The organism is Actinomarinicola tropica, from assembly GCF_009650215.1.
Lineage (GTDB): Bacteria > Actinomycetota > Acidimicrobiia > Acidimicrobiales > SKKL01 > Actinomarinicola > Actinomarinicola tropica.
The window spans coordinates 168,649-186,033 of sequence record NZ_CP045851.1; the positions used below are offsets into that span (position 1 = coordinate 168,649).

The following is a 17,385-nucleotide window of genomic DNA, read 5'->3' on the forward strand; positions in this document are numbered from 1 at the left end:
CGAGCGAACCCGGAGCGCGCCGAGGCCCGTGTCCCCGGAGGGATCACGGGCCTCGTTGGTGCGCTCGCTGGCGGCGGGCGGCCCCCGGCGGTGCCGGGTCGATCGTGGTGCTCGGTCAGGCGGCGGTGGGGTGCTGCTCCACCAGGTCGGCGAGCTCCCAGTGGAGCCGGTCGATCTCGCTCTGGTGCCGGGCGGCGACCTCGGTCCACCCCTGGGTGAGCGCCTCTTCGCGGCGGGCCTCCTCCTCGATGATCTGCATCTCGAGGCCGGTGGCGGCGAACTCAGGGCAGCTGTAGGTGGTCATGTCCTCGGTTGTACCCGAGGGATGTGACGGTAACCCCAGGAGCGGGTTGCGGTCGTGTGACGGTCTCGCGCCGACGGTGTGACACCGACCGCCAGGTGCCCCCGGGGGTTTGGTGCAGGGGCGCCGGGGGGAGCAGCGGGCGCATGATCGGATTCCTGCTGTACCTCATCATCATCGGCCTCATCGCCGGGGCCATCGCTCGCCTCCTCGTCCCCGGGCGCGACCCGATGGGCGTCCTCGAGACGATGGCGCTCGGGATCGTTGGTTCGTTCGTCGGTGGCTTCCTCGGAGCCCTCCTCTTCGGAGCCGACGGCGACGAGGGCTACTTCCAGGCGTCGGGGATCATCGGATCCATCATCGGCGCCATCATCGTGCTCCTCATCTACCGGGCGGTCCGCCGTCGGGCGTAGACCCTCGGCACGGTCCGAGCCGATGCCGGCGCCTCCGGCGCCGGCATCGTCGCGTCCGGGGGGCGAATCGTAGGCCGCCCGGGGCTCGAACCCGGCACCTTGGGATTAAAAGTCCCCTGCTCTACCCGATGAGCTAGCGGCCCGGCGCCAGGCTAGATGCCGCCTGCGCCGTCGGCGGCGGTGCGCGGGTCGTCGAGCAAGGAGACGCGGCAGGTCGTCGCTCTGGTAGGTGATGGCGCCGATGGACGAAGGGACGTGCGAGGAGGCATCGCTGGCGGACGACGCATTCGGCCGGTGGTACGCAGAGTCGTTCGCCGAGGTCGTGGGTGCGGTGGAGCTCACCCTCGGTGACCCCCACCTGGCGGCGGACGCGACCGCCGAGGCCTACGCCCGCGCCCTGGAGCGGTGGAGCCGAGTCGTTGACATGGCGAACCGGGACGGTTGGGTCTACCGGGTGGCCGTGAACGACGCCCGCAACACGATCCGTCGTCGTCTGTTGGAGCGCGCCTGGCGGGACCGCCAGCCACCGCGCGCCCACGTGCCCGAGCTGGAGCCGCCCGACGTGGAGCTACGGACGGCGATCGCCCAGCTCAGCCGGCGTCAGCGGGAGGCCATCGGCCTCCGCTACGTCGCAGGGATGCTGGAGCGCGAGGTCGCGGAGGCCATGGGCATCACGCTGGGGGCTGCGTCGGCCACGCTCGCCGCCGCGCGTCGCCGTCTGCACGAGACCTTGGGAGGTGGGAGCTGGTGACCGACCTGGAGCACCGACTTCGACGCATGGGGACCCGGGCGCCACGGCCGGCGCTCTCGGACCTCCGGGACCGCGTGGGGGAGCGGCGCCGCCGTCGACGCGCCGTCGTCGTGTCGTCGCTCGGCCTGGTGGGGGCGGTGGTGCTGGGCGGCGCCCTGGTCCTCGATCGGGGCCCCGACGCCCGACCGGTCGCCACCGACACGTCCGTCGGACCCCGTGACGAGAACGCGGGCGCCACGTCCGTCGTCCGCCCGTTGCTCGACGTCGCGGGTTGCGTGCCGTCGACGGCGTCGGAGATGAGCTACCAGAGGGGGCTGAGCTTCACGTTCGAATCGATCGACGGCGCGGTCGTCCACGCCGCGGCGTTCGGGGAACCGACGTCGGGCATCGCCGTCGTGCTGCACCTGTCCGACGATCAGGTCGAGCTCGGCCGGCCACCGAGCAGCTTCACCGACTCGATCGGGGGCCGTTCCTGGCACGTCGTCGGCAACGCGCGCAACGGCAGTGGCGAGGCGTGGCTGGATCGTGCGGAGGGCGGGTGGCTCTACGTGCGGGCGCATGGCGTCACGGACCAGAAGCTCCGCGAGCTCCTGGCATCGATCGATGTGCCGCGCGCTGGCGCTGCGACGCCGACGGCGCTGAGGCAGGAGGGTGGCGAGGGCTGGCGGCCGACCGGCGTGGACACCGCGCCGATGTCGATCGACGTGCGGCGGTCGACGTGCATCGTGGACGGCCACGAGGTCGGGGTCTCGGTGCGCCGAGGCTCGACGGCCGCGCTGTACCTCGACGTGCTCGATCGGCCCGAACCCAGCCTGCACCGTGTCCAGGACGACGGCAGCGTCCTCCTCCTCGACGGTCCGTCGGCGATCGTCGACGAGCGGTGGCTGAGCGATGTCGTCGACGCGGAGCCCGACACCTGGTCCGAGCTGATGCGGGACTGACGCCGCTGGTCACGCCCGGGACCGGCGAGCGACGCACGCGCGCCACACTGGGATCCCATGCGCCGACACGTCGCACATCGACGCACGGTGGGGGTCCTGGTCGGATGCCTCCTCGTCGCCGCCGGCTGCGGGGACCCGGGGGAGGAGGAGCGGTCGTCCCCGTCGTCGACGACCTCCAGCACGTCAGCGCCGACGACCAGCGCCCCCGCCACGTCCACCACGACGACCCCCACCACCACGACCACGATCGAGCCGGAGTGGGTCGTCGGCGCGGAGCCGCTGCCGCTGCGCCCCGATGGCCTCGGGGAGATCCTCCCGACGCCCGAGCCGCTCGTCGAGCGGAGCCTGCCGACCCCCGACGTGCTGCCTCCGCCGCCCGACGACGCGTACCGCTCCTCGATCGAGCCCCTCGACGAGGCGACCGTCGAGCGGATGGGCCGCACCTGGCAGCCCGAGTGCCCGGTGCCGCTCGAGGACCTCCGCCACCTCACGGTGACGTTCTGGGGCTTCGACGGCGAGCACCACACGGGTGAGCTCGTCGTCCACGCCGACGCCGCCGAGGACCTCGCCTGGGTCTTCGGTCAGCTCCACGCCGAGCGCTTCCCGCTCGAGGAGGTGCGCATCGTCACCGACGCGGACCTCGACGCCCCGCCGACCGGCGACGGCAACACGACCGCCGCGTTCGTCTGCCGGCCCGTCCGGGGTGGTCGGTCACCTCCGCCCACGCGTACGGCCTGGCGGTCGACGTGAACCCCTTCCAGAACCCGTACGTGCGTGGCGACGTCGTCCTTCCCGAGCGGGCCAGCGCGTACCTCGACCGCGACTGGCACCGCCCGGGGATGATCCAGCCCGGTGACGTCGTCACCCGGTCGTTCGCCGCGATCGGGTGGACCTGGGCCGGCGAGTGGTCGTCACCGGACCTCATGCACTTCACGGCGACCGGGCGCTGAGCCCGACCGCCGGCTCAGCGCGGCTCGACGAGCTGCACGTCGATGTCCAGGTGCACCACGTCGCCCAGCGCGGCGTCGAGGATGCCGAACCGCACGCCGAGGTCCTTGCGGCTCACCTGGCCGCGTGCCGCGAACCCGGCGTGGCGGCTGCCGTCGATCGGGTAGGTCTCGATGCCGCCGAGCTCGACGTCGGCGACGCCGGCCGCGTGACGTCGCCGATCGTGAGGTCCCCCTCGACCTGCCAGTCGGCGGCGTCGCCGGCGATGCGGGTGGACGCGAAGGCGATGGTCGGCCGCCGGGCGACGTCGAGCAGCTCGGCCGACCGCACGTGGTCGTCGCGATCGGTGTTCGCCGTGTCGATCGAGGCCAGGTGCACGACGGCCCGCAGCGACGACTCCGCGGCGGTCGCACCGACGACGAGGTCGACGTCGAACCGCGTGAAGCGGCCCCGCACCTTGGAGATGCCGAGGTGCCGGATGGTGAAACCGACCTCCGAGTGCGTCGGGTCGAGGGTCCAGTGGCCGGGCGCCAGGGGGAGACCGGTGGTTGTGGTGTCGGTGTTGGTCATGGCGGCCACCGTGCGCCCCCTCGACGACGGCGGGGAGGCCGGGTCGGTCCTGGCCCCGACAGGGCCACGATGCGACGCGGCGAGCAGCGGCATGATGGCGGGGTGATCGACGGGGACCTGGGAGCGTTCATCCGCAGCCGGCGCGAGGCGGTGGCCCCCGAGGAGGTGGGTCTGCCGCGCGGCACCCGGCGGCGCACCCCCGGGCTGCGGCGCGCGGAGCTGGCCACGCTCGCCGGCATCAGCGTCGACTACCTCGTCCGCCTCGAGCAGGGACGCGACACGAACCCGTCGGCGCAGGTCCTGGCCGCACTGGCCGACGCCCTGCGCCTCGACGAGGAGGATCGGGACCACCTGCGTGTCCTCAGCATGTGCTCGCACCGGGACCTGTGCCCCTCGGTCCCGCCACCCGCCACCGAGGTGCGACCGGCCGTGCGTGGGATCCTCGAGCGCCTCGAGCCGACGCCGGCGCTCGTGCTCAACGTGGTGTCTGACGTCTTGGCCTGGACCAGCGGCTACGAACGGATCGTCGGCCCTCTCGGGATCCTCGACGCCGAGCTGCCCAACCTCGTCCGGTTCACGTTCACCGACCGGCGCGCCCGCGATGCGTACCCGCACTGGGAGCGGGTCGCCGACGAGCAGGTCGCCAACCTGCGGGCCGCCGGTCCACCGGAGGAGCACGCGTCGCGCTTCGTCGACGAGATGCGGGAGATTCCCGAGTTCGCCGCCCGGTGGCAGGCCCGCCCTGTCGCCCGCAAGCAGAGCGGCACCAAGGTCATCGTGCACCCCGAGGTCGGCGAGCTGCGACTCGCCTTCGAGACGATGCAGCTGCCCGACGCCGACGACCAGCGCCTGGTCGTCTACCTCCCCGGCGACGAGGCGACGGCGGCCGCCCTCGACCGCCTCGACGGCCGACGACCGGGCCGCCTCCGCGTGGTGCCCGACGCCGCCGCCCGGTAGCGGCGACGTCGAGCATCACGGGCGGTCGTTCAACGGCGCTCCTTCGCGAGCTCCTCGGCCCGCTCCCGCACCTTCTCGGCCATGGCGTGGGTGCGCTCCACGGCGTCGGCACCGGCGCTCTTCGCCTTGACCGACGCGGTCTCGAGCCGCGGCCCGAGGGCCTTCTCGGCCTCCTCGATGCGCTGGCGCGCCCGGCGCGTGATCTCGTCGGCGTCCTTCTTCAGTCGTTCGGTGCGGCGCCCCCGGGCCTTCTCGGCCTTGCGCTTGGCCCGCCGGCTCTTCGGCTTGCGGGCGGCCTTCATCGTCGCCGCCGCGGCGGCCTTGTCGTGGCGCTTGCGACGGCGGCGCTCCTTGCCCGCGGCCTCGGCCTCCTGGATGGCGTCGAGCTCGGCCTTCTTGGCGCGCTTCAGCGCCTCGGAGAGGCGGCCGTCGGCGGCCTCCCGGGCCTGGTGCTCACGCTCGAGGTCGGCCTCGGCGTCCGCCAGCGCCTTCTCGGCGCGGCGGATCCGCTCCTTCTTCGACCGCCACGAGACGAGTCCCAGCGTCGAGATCGACAGCGTCTTGCGGATGAGGCCCATTGCACACTCCTTGATGGCGAACGGCCCGGCCCTTACCCCGATGGTACGGACGGGCAACCCGAGCGACCAGACTGCAGCGCATGACGGGGCGCAAGCAGGGGTGGTGGCTAGCGGGCGCCGCAGAGGAGGTTGTCGACTACTACGAGACGGCCTGCTCCTGATCGGATCCTGCGACGGCCTGCGCCGGCGGCGGCTGCTGGTCCCAGGCGAGCAGCTCGCCGCAGTGGCAGCGCAGGTGCAGGCGACCGCCGAGGCCGACCACGCGGCGGGGGCCGAGCAGCACCCGACGGGCGCAGGTGGGGCAGTGCGGAGCGAACATGGGACGATCATCCGCTCTTCGGCCGGGCACGTCCCGGTCCGATCGGGCAGGATTGGCCTGTGAGCGACCAGTCCACTCCTCGGTCCACCGGGTCGGTCGACCCCGACCGGCTCGCCGCGCTCCTCGGCGCGTGGTCCGCCGGCGCCCACGGGACGCTCGCCCAGCAGCTGGGGGTTGCCCTGCGCGACGCCATCCGGTCGGGCCTGGTCGTCGACGGCACCCGCCTCCCGTCGGAGCGGGCGCTCGCGTCGGCGCTCGCCGTCAGCCGGGCCACGGTCACGACCGCCCTCGACGAGCTCCGGGCCGACGGGCTCCTCGTCTCGCGCCAGGGCAGCGGCACCGTCGTGCGCAGCCGACCAGCGGGCGCCATCGTCGGCACCCGGATCGCCGAGCACTTCGGGCCGACGGGAGCCATCGACCTCGCGGCCGGCAACCCGCCCGACGCCGGCCACCTCCCGCCGATCCAGGTCGACGTCGCCGCCCTGCTCGCGGCCGGTGAGGGCCCGGGCGTCCAGCCGCTCGGCCTCCCCGCCCTGCGCGCCGCGCTCGCCGCCCACCACTCCGAGCACGGCCGCCTCACCGACGCCGACCAGATCCACGTGACGAGCGGGGCCCACCACGCCATCTCGCTGCTCGTCACCGCGCTGGCCGGCGCCGGCGATCCGGTGGCCGTGGAGGACACCGCCTACCCGGGGATCTTCGACGTCGTCGACGCCCTCGGCGCGGTCGCGGTGCCGATCCGCACCGACCACCACGGGATCGTCCCGGATGCGCTGGACCACCTGCTGCGCGAGGAGCGACCGCGGGTCCTCTACGTCCAGTCCGGGCCGCACAACCCGACCGGCCGGCTGCCCTCGCCGATCCGCCTGCGGGAGCTGGCCGAGGTGCTCGACCGGCACGACGCCACCGTGATCGAGGACGGCGCCCTCGCCGAGCTGACCTTCGCCGGCCGCCAGCGGCCCGAGCTCGCCGACCTGTGCCGACGAGCCGTCGTCGTGAGCGTCGGGTCGTTCTCGAAGGTCGCCTGGGGTGGCCTGCGGGTGGGGTGGCTGCGCGGTCCGGCACCCCTCGTCGAGCGCACGATGTACCTGCGGCTCAACCACGACCTGGGCACGTCGATCCCCTCGCAGCTGCTGGCCCTCCAGCTGCTGCCCCACATGGAGGAGCTGGCGGCGCGTCGCCGCGCCGAGCTCGCCGAGCGCGTCGACCGGTCGCTCGAGCTGCTGGCGGAGCTGCTGCCCGAGTGGTCGATCCGAGCGCCCGAGGGCGGGTCGGTGCTGTGGGCGACCCTGCCGGTCGACGACGCCGCGTCCTACGTGCGGCTCGCCGGGCGCCACGGTGTGCACGTCGCCCCCGGATCGATCGCAGTCCCCGGGCGGGCACCCGATCCGCACGTGCGGATCTGCGTCGACCGCCCGTGGCCCCACGTCGAGGAGGGCATCCGCCGCCTCCGGTTCGCCTGGCGCGACCTCACCGCGGGGCCCGGCGTCGTCCTCGGCTGAGCGACGTGCGGTAGAACGGCCGCATGCGGATCCCACGTTCCCTGCTCCAGCTCCTCGTCGCGTGCGCCCTCGTCCTCGGCCTGGCGGCCTGCGGTGACGACGACGGCGGGGACGGCGACGGCGCCAGCGCGACGACGGCGCCCGACACCTCCACCACCAACGTCGACGAGGGCACGACGTCGTCGACCGACGCGGACGACGACGACCACGACGACGGCGATGCCGCCGAGCCCGTGCCGCTGTCGGTGTACTTCCTCGACGGCGAGGAGAAGATCCGCGTCGGACACGTGCGGATGGTCACCGAGGTCGGCGTGGGCGCGGCGGTGATGGAGTCGCTCCTCGAGGGTCCGACCGCCGAGGACGAGGCGCTCGGCCTGAGCTCGGCGATCCCCGACGGCACGACGCTGCGCTCGATCGACGTGGGCGGCGGCGTCGCCACGGTCGACCTGTCGGAGGAGTACACCACCGGCGGCGGGTCCCTTTCGATGCAGGCGCGGCTGGCCCAGGTCGTCTACACGCTCACCCAGTTCCCCACCGTCGACGAGGTGGAGATCCTGGTCGAGGGGAGCCCGCTCGAGGTCCTCGGGGGCGAGGGTGTCCTCGTGGACGGTCCGTTGACCCGGGCCGACTTCCAGTTCGACTCCACCTACGAGTGGCTCGAGCCCATGATCCTCGTCGAGGCGCCACGACCCGGTGAGGTCGTGCCGGGTGACGTGGTGCTCGTCGGTGGGTCGTCGAACACGTTCGAGGCCGCGGTCTACATCGAGATCCTCGACGCCGACGGCGAGGTCGTCGTGCCCGAGACGTACACGATGGCGACGGCCGGCACCGGCACGACCGGTACCTTCGAGCAGCCGATCGAGCTGCCCGCCGACGCGCCCGACCAGCTGGTCGTCCGGGCCTACGACGTCTCCGCCGAGGACGGCGGTGGGCGCCTCGGCGTCACCGAGGTGCCGTTCCGGCGCAGCTGACCGTCAGATCCGGATCTCGTAGTAGAGGTTGGCGGGGTCGTCGACGTCGTGGACCGTGAACCGGCTGAACCCCGCCGCGGTCGCCATCTCGCGCATGAGGTCGGTCGACAGGCCCATCGTGCCGAGCCCGGCGCCGCCCGGTTCGGACAGGGCCGACGACATGCACGACGTCAGCGAGAAGCCGTACATCATGGCGAGCACGGGGTTGCGCCGGTCCGTCGTCCAGTCGCCGGACGCCCGGATCTCCTTCACGAGCCAGGTGCCGTCGGGGGCGAGCGCCCGCCGTATGGCGGCGATCGCCTGCTCGGGGTGCGTCATGTCGTGGAGGCAGTCGAACGTGAGGATCAGGTCGAAGCGACCGTCGGTCGGGAGGTCCTCGGCGCGCTGGTGGTGGAGCGTGACGTTGTCGAGCGCGAGTGCCTCGACACGGGCCTCGGCCCGATCGAGGGCGTGGCGGGACAGCTCGAAGCCGTGCACCCGTGACCGTGGGTAGCTCTCGGCGATGGCGGTGAGCGCCACCCCCGCCCCGCACCCCACGTCGGCCACCTGGGCCCCGGCCTCGAGCTTGTCGACGACGCCGTCGAGCGCCGGGAGGATCTTCGGCACGAGCGCCAGCCGGGCCCACGGGCCGAGCATCCGCTCGGTGCGGTGCGCGCCCGAGGGGCCGAGCCGGTCGTAGGGGAGGCCCTGCCCGGTGCGGAACGCGTCGGCGAGGTCGTCGACGACCGCCGGTTCCATCGGGGCGCCGAACGCGCCGGCGGCGAACGCCAGGCTGTCGTGCTCGTCGGCCAGGACGGCGGCGCCCTCCGGCGACAGCGCGAAGGTGGTGCCGTCGGCGGAGTCGAGCAGCTCGGCGGCGGCGTTCCCGCGGAGCCACTCGAGCACCCACCGCTCGTCGTATCCGGTCGTCGCGGCCAGCTCGGCGGCGGTCACCGGGCCGGCGTCGCGCAGCGTCCGGTAGAGCCCGAGGCGGTCCCCGAGGTGGACGAGCAGCGACACGAGCTCGCCCTGCTTGTAGCTCCAGACCCGGAACGAGAAGAGGGCGACGGCGTCCGGGTCGGGCGTCGTCATCGGGTCAGCGACGGTGGTCGTCGCCGTCGGTCGGGCGGTCTCGCTCCTCGTCGTCGTCGCCGAGGCCGGCGCGCAGCTCCTTGCCGGCCTGGCCGATGTTCTTCGCCAGCTTGGGCAGCATGGCGCCGCCGAAGAGGACGAGCACGATGATGAGGATGACGATCAGCTCGGTCGGGCCCATGGCGCGACGCTAGCGCCCGGTCAGGGCGCGTCGTCGATCGCGAGGAGGTGGACGACCGCGTGGCCCTCCTCGTCGGAGGCCCCCAGGTCCACCTCGGCACGGATCGTCCAGTCCCGGTTGCCGGCCGGGTCGTCGAGCGTCTGACGCACCCGCCACCTCGTGTCCCCGCTCTCGATCCGGAGCAGGTCGGCAGAGCGGGCGTCGGGCCCGATGCCGATGGCGTCGTGCGCATCCCAGTACGGCGCCATCGCCTCGGAGAGGGCGTCGGCGGTCCAGCTCCGCGGCGGCAGTCGCTCGGCGAGCTCGTCGTGGGCCCGGCGGGCGAGCAGCTCGACCCACCGGAACATCTCGTTGCGGACCATCACCGTGAAGGCCCGCTCGTTGCGGGTGAGACCGCCGGGCCCCTCGTCCAGGCGCCGGGTCGGGGGCACCTCGTGCTCCGGGTCCATCTCCTCGGGGTGGCGGAGCTCCTCCCACTCGTCGAGCAGGCTCGAGTCCACCTGGCGGACGAGCTCGCCCAGCCACTCGGTCAGGTCGTACACCTCGTCGGTCTTCGCCTCCTCGGGGACGTTCTGCACCAAGCCCTTGTAGGCGTCGCCGAGGTAGCGGAGGAGGAGGCCCTCGGAGCGCGCCAGGCCGTAGTGGCGGACGTAGTCGGCGAAGGTCATCGCCCGCTCGTAGAGGTCGCGCGCCACCGACTTCGGTCGGATGTTGTGGTCGGCGACCCACGGGTGCTGGGCGGCGTACTCGTTGAACAACCCGTAGGTGAGGTCCCGCAGGGGTTTCGGGTGCTCGAGCTTCTCGAGCTCCTCCATGCGCTGCTCGTACTCGACGCCCTCCCGCTTGAGGCGCTCGATCGTCTCGCCGCGGAGCTTGTCGAGCTGCGCGGCGAGCACCACGCCCGGGTTCTCGAGCACCGACTCCACCAGGGACAGCACGTCGAGGGGGTAGGTCTCGGCCTCGCGGTCGAGGTGGCCTATGGCGTGGAGGACGAACGGCGACAGCGGCTGGTTCAGGGCGAAGTCGGCCTGCAGGTCGATGGTCACCCGGACCAGGCGCCCCCGGTCGTCGGGCTCGTCGAGCTGCTCGACCACCCCGGCGCGACCGAGCGACCGGTACATCGAGATCGCCCGTCGGATGTGCGTGCGCTGCTGCGGCCGGGGGTCGTGGTTGTCGACGAGCAGGCGGCGCATGGCCCCGCACCCGTCGCCCGGGCGGTCGAGCACGTTGAGCAGCATCGAGTGGCTGACCGCGAAGCTCGACGTCAGGGCCTCCGGCGGCGCAGCGACCAGCTTGTCGAACGTGTCCTCGCTCCACGGGACGTAGCCCCGCTGCGGGGGCTTGCTCTTCACGAGCTTGCGCTTCTTCTTCGCGTCGTCGCCGGCCTTCGCGAGCGCCCGCTCGTTCTCGATCACGTGGTCGGGAGCCTGGGCCCACACGTGGCCGGCGGTGTCGTAGCCGGCGCGGCCCGCTCGCCCGGCGATCTGGTGGAACTCCCGGGCCGACAGCAGCCGCGTGGTGGTCCCGTCGTACTTGGCGAGCTGGGTGAGCAGGACGGTGCGGATCGGCACGTTGATGCCGACACCGAGCGTGTCGGTCCCGCAGATGACCTTGAGGTGGCCCTCCTGCGCCAGGCGCTCCACCAGGCGGCGGTACTTCGGCAGCATCCCCGCGTGGTGCACGCCGATGCCGTGGCGGACGTACCGGGAGAGCGACCGGCCGAACCCGGCGCCGAACCGGAAGCCGCCGATCGCGTCCGCGATGGCGTCCTTCTCCTCTCGCGAGCACATGTTGATCGACATGAGCGCCTGGGCCCGCTCGACGGCGGAGGCATGGGTGAAGTGCACGACGTAGACCGGCGCGAGGTCGCGCGCGAGGACGTCGTCGATCGTCTCGTGCATGGGCGTGCGCCGGTACTCGTAGGTGAGCGGCACGGGGCGCTCGACCCCGCGCACGGCGGCGGTCGGCCGGCCGGTGCGCTCGGTGAGCTCGCGCTCGAAGCGGCGGGTGTCGCCGAGCGTCGCCGACATCAGGACGAACTGGGCCTGGGGGAGCGTGAGGAGCGGAACCTGCCACGCCCAGCCCCGATCGGGGTCGGCGTAGTAGTGGAACTCGTCCATCACGACCTGTCCGACGTCGGCGGCTTCGCCCTCGCGCAGGGCGAGGTTGGCGAGGATCTCCGCCGTGCAGCAGATGACCGGGGCGTCGGCGTTGACCGCGGCGTCGCCGGTGAGCATGCCGACCTGATCCGACCCCAGCTCGTGGCACAGGTCGAAGAACTTCTCCGAGACGAGGGCCTTGATCGGCGCGGTGTAGAAGGTGCGTCGCCCCTCCGCGAGAGCGGCCACGTGCGCGGCGAGGGCGACGAGCGACTTGCCCGAGCCCGTGGGCGTCGCCAGCACGACGTTGGCCCCCGAGTAGATCTCGAGGATCGCCTCCTCCTGAGCCGGGTACAGCGGTCGCCCACCCGCCGACGCCCAGTCGGTGAACACGTCGAGCAGCGTGTCGAGGTCGGCGTCATCCGGGATCGGGAGGACGTCGGCGAGGCGAGGGCTCAGGTCGATCCCTCTCCATCGGCCGCCGCCGTGGACTGGCGGACCGCCCAGCCGTAGATGCCCTTGGCCATGAGCGACGACTCGGCCTGGCGCCGCTGCTCGTAGATCTCGGCGCGGGTCCGGTGGGCTCCGACGTCGTCGGGTGCGGCCTGGACGGCGAGCTCGACGAGCTGGCAGGCCAGGCGCAGGTCGCCGCCATCGGCCACCTCGCGCGCCCGCGCCGCGAGCGCCGTGCTGCCGCCGGCCAACGACGCCAGCTCGGCGGCGAACGCCGACTGCGGGGCGGGCTTGAGATGCGCGGGGTTCCCGTCGTACCAGCCGCCGTAGAGGCGCCAGACGTTGCGCACGACGAACTCCGGCTCGTCGTAGAGCGGGCGCAGGTACGGCTTGGCCAGCAGGTCCGGGTCGACCCGCACGGTGTGGAGGATGTGGTCGAGGGTCGCGCCCTCGTTCATCAGGGCGAGCGTGTCGGCGACCAGGTGCTCGAGCGCGGTCGCGACGTCCCCGAGCACGCCGGCGATGCGGTCGCGGCCGGCGATCGGCAGGCCGTGGGCGGGCAGCAGCAGCTCGGCGTCCATCGCCGCCATCTCCCGCAGGGCGTGGGCCCACTCCAGCGGGTAGCGCTGGACCTTCTGTGGGTTGCCGGCGTTGGGGAAGTTCCAGATGAGGAAGTCGCCGGTGCACAGCGCCTTGTGCTGCGGCACCCAGGCCCACAGGTGGTCGTCGGTCTCGCCCTTGGCGTGGCGCATCTGGAACGTGACGTCGCCCACCTGGGCGGTGAAGCGATCGGTGAAGGTGACGTCGGGCCGGGCGGCGTCGGCGGGCAGGAACCGCTGTTCGCCGCCGATGCCGATGCCGAGGCCCCGCACGCCCCCGAACTGCCGGGCGTTGATCGTGGTGTTGTAGCCGTTGGTCCGGTCGTAGCGGTCCATCCGCACCGGCACGTTGGCGTGACCGACCACGACGGGGTCGGGCCGGCCGGACTCGCGCGCGTCGGCGACGAACGCCCCCGATCCGCCCACGTGGTCGACGTGCCCGTGGGTGTAGACGAGCGAGTGGATCGGGTCGGACGTCCACCGGCGCAGCGACTCGACGACCCGGCCGCCGGCGGCAGCCCCGCTGGCGTCGAAGCAGACGAGCCCCTCGTCGGTGCGGAACGTGACGACGTGGGAGAACGACTCGACCATCGCCACGCCGTCGCCGACCTCCGACAGCTCCTGGGTCGTGCGGTTCACCGGTTCGTCGGCGACACCGGAGTCGATGATCCGGGCGGACAGTGCGAGCAGGTCGGCCATGGGCCCTCCGTCAGATCTGGTGGGGGACGGTGATCTCGTCGGGATCGACGAGGACGAGCCGCTCCCTGAGCGTGGTGGTTCCGCCGGCCAGGTGGACCTCACGGGCCTCCAGGTTGGCGATCCGCAGCCACTCGACGTCGTGGTGCCCCTCGAGTGCGTAGATCACCCCGCCGTGGGTGACGACGAGGACGTCGGCACCCGCGTACTCCTCCTCGATGCGCTCGAGCGCCCGGTGCAGGCGCTCGAGGACCGAGACGTCGCTCTCCCAGCCCGGCGGTCGCTTCCGGGCGTCGAGGTAGCCGGGCCAGCGCTCCTCGATCTCCTGCCGGGTGAGCCCGGACCACTCGCCGGCGTCGCGCTCGCGCAGGTCGGCGTCGATCACGACCGGGCCCACGCCGATCGCTTCGCTGATGATGAGCGCCGTGTCTCGGGCCCGCTCGAGGTCCGAGGCGACGATGACGTCGACCGATCCGACGGCCTTCGCGGCGTGCGCCGCCTGGAGCCGACCGAACGACGACAGCGGCGGATCGGCCTGTCCCTGCCAGCGCCCGTCCGCGTTCCACGTCGACTGGCCGTGACGGACGAGGAGGAGGCGGGTCATCCGGCGACGGTACCCAACCGCCCGCTCGGTGGGCGACACTGTGGGCATGTCGCCAGTGCTGCACGGCCCGGGGGTGGTCCTCCGCCCCCTCACCGACTCCGACGTCGACGAGCTGCTGCGCATCCTGTCCACGCCCGAGGTCTCCCGCTGGTGGGAGGGCTACGACCGCTCCCGCGTGCTCGACGAGCTGGTCGCCGAGGGGGACGGCGGCAGCTTCGGCATCGTCGCCGGCGACGCGCCGGACGGTCCGCTCGTCGGGCTCATCCAGTACTACGAGCAGGACGACCCCGACTACCGCCACTCCGGGGTCGACCTCTTCGTCGACCCCGGGCGGCACCGCCGGGGCATCGGCCGTGCGGCCATCTCGACGCTCGTCCGCCACCTGGTCGACGACCTCGGCCACCACCGGGTGATCATCGATCCTCCGGTCGAGAACGAGCGGGCCATCGCCGTCTTCACCTCGCTCGGCTTCCGCCCCGTCGGCACCCTGCGCCGCTACGAGCGCCACGCCGACGGCACGTGGGGCGACAACATGCTCCTCGAGCTCATCGCCGACGAGCTCGTGCCCGTGGAGGGCTAGTGGCGGTCCTCCGACTGTTCGCCTCGGCCCGCGAGGCCGCCGGGACGGCGCGCGACGAGATCCCGGGCGGCACCGTCGACGCCGTCCTCGACGTGGCGCGGCAGCGCTACGGCGACGGGTTCGCCGCGGTCCTCGACACCTGCCGGGTGTGGGTCAACGGCGAACCGGCCGACGGCGGGGACGCCGTCGGCGCCGACGACGAGGTCGCGGTGCTGCCGCCGGTGTCGGGGGGCGCGTGAGCGCCAAGAGCTCGAAGGCTCCGTCGAAGGGGACGGCTCCGTCGAAGGCGACGGCCGCGTCGAAGAGCCCCGCCAAGCGCCAGGCCGCCGGACGCCGCAGGGCCCGCGAGACCGCGACGGACGCCATCGGCAGCTACCGGCTCCGCCAGCTCGAGACGTCCCGGTTCGGGATCGTCTACGACATCGACGGACCCCGGGTGCGCCTCGGGGTCCTGTGGTTCTTCGTCGCCTTGGGGTGCCTGTACCTCGGCATCGCCGCGGTCGCGGTCCTCTTCGCCGCCGTCGCCGCGCTCGCTGCGGCGCAGACCGCCACCGTCCTGCGCACGAAGTGGCGCCGGCCCGACCGGGCGGTGGCCGCCGGGGTCGCCGGCGTCGTGCCGCTGGCCGCCGCCCTCGGGACCGGGCTCGCGGGCGCGGCGCTCGTCGTCGCCACCCTCGTGGCCGTCGGTCTGGCGGTGGCCCGACCGCAGAAGGGGAGCGACCCCCTCGTCGATGCCGGGGCCGTCGTCCGCGCGTCGCTCGCCGTCGGCCTCGCGGCTGCGTCGGTCGTCCTCCTCTACCGGGTGGACATCGGTGCGGCGGTCACCATCGTCCTCCTCGTCTCGGCGTACGAGGTCGGCGACTTCCTCGTCGGCACGGGGGCCGCCAACCAGGTCGAGGGCCCGGTGTCGGGCATCCTCCTGATGGCGGTGCTCACCGCCGCCCTGAGCGTCCTCGTCCCGCCACCCCCGTTCGAGGGCTCGGCGATCTGGCTCTTCGCTGCGGTGGTCGCGGTCGGCGCCCCGCTCGGCCAGGTGCTGGCCTCGGCCATCCTCCCTCGGGCCGGCGCCCCGGCCCGGGCGCTGCGCCGGCTCGACTCCTACCTCGTCGCCGCCCCGGCCTGGCTCGTCCTCATGTGGGGCGAGCTCCACCTCGGCTGACGCCCGCGGCAGTTCAGGCCCGCCGATCCCCTCCGGCCCCCGGCGTTGGGTCCGATGCGCGTGCGCTGGCAGGCGGATCGGACCCAAGGCGAGGTCGGGCTCAGCCGGTGCGCCAGGCGAGCAGCTCGTCGACGGGCCGGGCGTTGACGATCCGCTCGGGCCCGAGCCCGGCCTCGGCGGCGCGGTCGGCGCCGTAGGGCTGCCACTCCAGCTGCCCCGGAGCGTGGGCATCGGTGTCGATGGCGAACTCACAGCCCATCTCCGCCGCGATCGCGAGCAGGCGACGGGGCGGGTCCAGGCGCTCGGGCCGGCTGTTGATCTCCACCGCGGTGCCGAACTGCTCGCAGGCGTGGAAGACCAGCTCGGGGTCGAACTCGGACTCCGGCCGCCCTCGGCCGACGACGATGCGCCCGGTGCAGTGGCCGAGGATGTCGACGTGGGGGTTGGCGGCCGCGACGCACATGCGCCGGGTCATCGCGGTGCGCTCCATCCGGAGCTTCGAGTGCACGCTGGCGACGACGACGTCGAGCTCGGCGAGCAGACCCGGGTCCTGGTCGAGCGAGCCGTCCTCCAGGATGTCGACCTCGATGCCGGTGAGGAGGCGGAACGGCGCCGCCTCCCCCCGGGCGGCCTCGGCATCGAACACCTCGTTCAGCGCGGCGACCACCTCGAGCTGCTGGCGGAGCCGCTCGGCGGTCAGGCCGTTGGCGATCGTCAGGCGGGGGGAGTGGTCGGTGAGCACGACGTACTCGTGGCCGAGCGCTCGGGCGGCCCTGGCCATCGTCTCGATGTCCGCGCCGCCGTCGCTCCACGTGGAGTGCGTGTGGCAGTCGCCCCGCAGCGCGGCCACGAGCTCGTCGCCCGCCCCGGCGCGCACGCCGGTCGTCTGCTCCAGCTGCTCCAGGTATTCGGGCACGCGGCCCGATGCCGCCTCCTCGATGACCGCGGCGGTCTTGGGCCCGATGTTCTCGAGCTCGGTGAGCGTCCCGTCGGCGATCCGCCGCTCCAGCTCACCTGGCGCCAGCCCCTTCACGACCTCGGCGGCGCGGAGGTAGGCCCGTGGCCGGTAGGGCCGCTCGCGTGCCCGGTCGAGCAGGTAGGCGATGCGCTCCAGCGCCTCGACGACGTCCATCGGGCTCCGACGGTACCCTCGACCCATGCATCCCGAGCTGGAGCGCGTCCTCGGCAACGTCCCCGACGGCGGGCTCGCCGAGCTGTCCCTCGACGACATCCGTGCTCGTCGGTCCACCGCCGAGGTCCTCGAGGAGTCGGTGTCGTACCTGCGGCGGGTCATCCAGGTCCGCCTCGACATCCTCGGCACCGAGCTGGCCCACCGCCGGTCGGGCGACGCCCGGGCCGACACCACCGAGCTCATCGGCCGCCTGCCGGAGATCCTCGCCGAGCACACGCGGGGTCCCGGCAGCGCCCAACCGCCGAAGGAGATCCGGGCGCCACAGGTCGACGCCGCGCTCGAGGCCGCGATCGACGAGATCGTCCCCACCAGCCGCCTGGCCGGGGTGGTCGACATCGACGACGACGAGCTCGCCGAGCTGATCGACCGCCTCGAGCACCTCGAGGCCGAGGTGTCGGCGACGCGCCACAGTCTCCACTCGCGCATCGACGCGCTCCAGGCGGAGATCATCCGGCGCTACCGCACGGGCGAGGCGTCGGTCGACTCGCTCCTGCACTAGC

22 protein-coding genes and 1 tRNA gene are annotated in these 17,385 nt (G+C 73.2%); 12 read left to right on the forward strand and 11 right to left on the reverse strand.

The window, feature by feature from the left end; genetic code table 11:
• Positions 1 to 115: 115 nt before the first annotated feature.
• Positions 116 to 304 (reverse strand): hypothetical protein, encoded by a 189-nt coding sequence (locus GH723_RS00785; protein ID WP_153757870.1) that lies wholly within the window; start codon positions 302 to 304, stop codon positions 116 to 118.
• Between the two features lie 143 nt (positions 305 to 447).
• On the opposite strand from GH723_RS00785, the gene GH723_RS00790 reads away from it, so the two are divergent.
• Positions 448 to 714, forward strand: coding sequence for a GlsB/YeaQ/YmgE family stress response membrane protein (locus GH723_RS00790; RefSeq protein ID WP_153757871.1), 267 nt, complete (start codon positions 448 to 450; stop codon positions 712 to 714).
• Between the two features lie 70 nt (positions 715 to 784).
• Here the strand turns inward: GH723_RS00790 and GH723_RS00795 are convergent.
• Positions 785 to 857: transfer RNA gene (locus GH723_RS00795), tRNA-Lys, on the reverse strand.
• Between the two features lie 98 nt (positions 858 to 955).
• On the opposite strand from GH723_RS00795, the gene GH723_RS00800 reads away from it, so the two are divergent.
• The 4 genes from GH723_RS00800 to GH723_RS18600 are packed head-to-tail and all read left to right on the forward strand — an operon-like array spanning position 956 to position 3,356.
• Positions 956 to 1,465, forward strand: a complete 510-nt coding sequence (locus GH723_RS00800; RefSeq protein WP_195210440.1) for a sigma-70 family RNA polymerase sigma factor — start codon at positions 956 to 958, stop codon at positions 1,463 to 1,465.
• Complete coding sequence (locus GH723_RS00805; RefSeq protein ID WP_153757873.1) at positions 1,462 to 2,406, forward strand: hypothetical protein; 945 nt, start codon at positions 1,462 to 1,464, stop codon at positions 2,404 to 2,406. Before GH723_RS00800 ends, GH723_RS00805 begins: the two co-directional genes overlap by 4 nt.
• A 57-nt stretch (positions 2,407 to 2,463) precedes the next feature.
• Positions 2,464 to 3,156, forward strand: coding sequence for a hypothetical protein (locus GH723_RS00810; protein WP_229022941.1), 693 nt, complete (start codon positions 2,464 to 2,466; stop codon positions 3,154 to 3,156).
• Positions 3,153 to 3,356, forward strand: coding sequence for a M15 family metallopeptidase (locus GH723_RS18600; protein ID WP_229022942.1), 204 nt, complete (start codon positions 3,153 to 3,155; stop codon positions 3,354 to 3,356). Before GH723_RS00810 ends, GH723_RS18600 begins: the two co-directional genes overlap by 4 nt.
• 112 nt (positions 3,357 to 3,468) lie before the next feature.
• Here GH723_RS18600 and GH723_RS00815 read toward each other — a convergent pair whose 3' ends face one another.
• On the reverse strand, positions 3,469 to 3,924 hold the full coding sequence (locus GH723_RS00815) for a YceI family protein (RefSeq protein WP_229022943.1): 456 nt from the start codon (positions 3,922 to 3,924) through the stop codon (positions 3,469 to 3,471).
• A 102-nt stretch (positions 3,925 to 4,026) separates the two neighbouring features.
• Here GH723_RS00815 and GH723_RS00820 point away from each other — a divergent pair, with 102 nt between their 5' ends.
• Complete coding sequence (locus GH723_RS00820; RefSeq protein WP_153757874.1) at positions 4,027 to 4,881, forward strand: helix-turn-helix domain-containing protein; 855 nt, start codon at positions 4,027 to 4,029, stop codon at positions 4,879 to 4,881.
• A 29-nt stretch (positions 4,882 to 4,910) separates the two neighbouring features.
• On the opposite strand, the gene GH723_RS00825 is transcribed toward GH723_RS00820, so the two are convergent.
• Positions 4,911 to 5,459, reverse strand: a complete 549-nt coding sequence (locus GH723_RS00825; protein WP_153757875.1) for a hypothetical protein — start codon at positions 5,457 to 5,459, stop codon at positions 4,911 to 4,913.
• A gap of 139 nt (positions 5,460 to 5,598) precedes the next feature.
• The gene (locus GH723_RS18365; protein ID WP_195210441.1) at positions 5,599 to 5,778 is read right to left on the reverse strand and encodes a hypothetical protein; all 180 of its coding nucleotides are present in this window, start codon (positions 5,776 to 5,778) and stop codon (positions 5,599 to 5,601) included.
• 59 nt (positions 5,779 to 5,837) lie between these two features.
• On the opposite strand from GH723_RS18365, the gene GH723_RS00830 reads away from it, so the two are divergent.
• Together GH723_RS00830 and GH723_RS00835 are read left to right on the forward strand one after the other, a co-directional pair.
• Positions 5,838 to 7,280 carry an aminotransferase-like domain-containing protein gene (locus GH723_RS00830; protein ID WP_195210442.1) on the forward strand — a complete coding sequence of 481 codons (1,443 nt, stop codon included), beginning with the start codon at positions 5,838 to 5,840 and terminating at the stop codon, positions 7,278 to 7,280.
• A 23-nt stretch (positions 7,281 to 7,303) separates the two neighbouring features.
• A complete protein-coding gene (locus tag GH723_RS00835; RefSeq protein WP_153757877.1) occupies positions 7,304 to 8,251 on the forward strand; it encodes a GerMN domain-containing protein in 948 nt (315 codons plus the stop codon).
• A 3-nt stretch (positions 8,252 to 8,254) separates the two neighbouring features.
• On the opposite strand, the gene GH723_RS00840 is transcribed toward GH723_RS00835, so the two are convergent.
• Genes GH723_RS00840 through GH723_RS00860 form a run of 5 tightly spaced genes read right to left on the reverse strand, consistent with a single transcriptional unit; the run spans position 8,255 to position 13,954 of the window.
• Complete coding sequence (locus tag GH723_RS00840) at positions 8,255 to 9,322, reverse strand: class I SAM-dependent methyltransferase (RefSeq protein ID WP_153757878.1); 1,068 nt, start codon at positions 9,320 to 9,322, stop codon at positions 8,255 to 8,257.
• 4 nt (positions 9,323 to 9,326) lie between these two features.
• Positions 9,327 to 9,503 (reverse strand): twin-arginine translocase TatA/TatE family subunit, encoded by a 177-nt coding sequence (locus GH723_RS00845; protein WP_153757879.1) that lies wholly within the window; start codon positions 9,501 to 9,503, stop codon positions 9,327 to 9,329.
• A gap of 20 nt (positions 9,504 to 9,523) precedes the next feature.
• On the reverse strand, positions 9,524 to 12,061 hold the full coding sequence (locus GH723_RS00850; protein ID WP_407650254.1) for a DEAD/DEAH box helicase: 2,538 nt from the start codon (positions 12,059 to 12,061) through the stop codon (positions 9,524 to 9,526).
• A complete protein-coding gene (locus GH723_RS00855) occupies positions 12,058 to 13,353 on the reverse strand; it encodes an alkyl sulfatase dimerization domain-containing protein (protein ID WP_153757880.1) in 1,296 nt (431 codons plus the stop codon). Before GH723_RS00855 ends, GH723_RS00850 begins: the two co-directional genes overlap by 4 nt.
• Positions 13,354 to 13,363: 10 nt before the next feature.
• Positions 13,364 to 13,954 carry a histidine phosphatase family protein gene (locus GH723_RS00860; RefSeq protein WP_195210443.1) on the reverse strand — a complete coding sequence of 197 codons (591 nt, stop codon included), beginning with the start codon at positions 13,952 to 13,954 and terminating at the stop codon, positions 13,364 to 13,366.
• A gap of 46 nt (positions 13,955 to 14,000) precedes the next feature.
• Here GH723_RS00860 and GH723_RS00865 point away from each other — a divergent pair, with 46 nt between their 5' ends.
• The 3 genes from GH723_RS00865 to GH723_RS00875 are packed head-to-tail and all read left to right on the forward strand — an operon-like array spanning position 14,001 to position 15,693.
• Entirely contained in the window at positions 14,001 to 14,534 is a 534-nt protein-coding gene (locus GH723_RS00865) for a GNAT family N-acetyltransferase (RefSeq protein WP_153757882.1), read from the forward strand.
• Positions 14,534 to 14,773 carry a MoaD/ThiS family protein gene (locus GH723_RS00870; RefSeq protein ID WP_195210444.1) on the forward strand — a complete coding sequence of 80 codons (240 nt, stop codon included), beginning with the start codon at positions 14,534 to 14,536 and terminating at the stop codon, positions 14,771 to 14,773. The genes GH723_RS00865 and GH723_RS00870 overlap by 1 nt, the downstream gene beginning before the upstream one ends.
• Positions 14,770 to 15,693, forward strand: coding sequence for a hypothetical protein (locus tag GH723_RS00875; RefSeq protein WP_153757884.1), 924 nt, complete (start codon positions 14,770 to 14,772; stop codon positions 15,691 to 15,693). Before GH723_RS00870 ends, GH723_RS00875 begins: the two co-directional genes overlap by 4 nt.
• Before the next feature lie 100 nt (positions 15,694 to 15,793).
• Here GH723_RS00875 and GH723_RS00880 read toward each other — a convergent pair whose 3' ends face one another.
• Positions 15,794 to 16,825, reverse strand: coding sequence for a PHP domain-containing protein (locus tag GH723_RS00880; protein WP_153757885.1), 1,032 nt, complete (start codon positions 16,823 to 16,825; stop codon positions 15,794 to 15,796).
• Positions 16,826 to 16,850: 25 nt separating this feature from the next.
• Here GH723_RS00880 and GH723_RS00885 point away from each other — a divergent pair, with 25 nt between their 5' ends.
• On the forward strand, positions 16,851 to 17,384 hold the full coding sequence (locus GH723_RS00885; RefSeq protein ID WP_153757886.1) for an RsiG family protein: 534 nt from the start codon (positions 16,851 to 16,853) through the stop codon (positions 17,382 to 17,384).
• The last annotated feature ends 1 nt before the right edge of the window (position 17,385 follow it).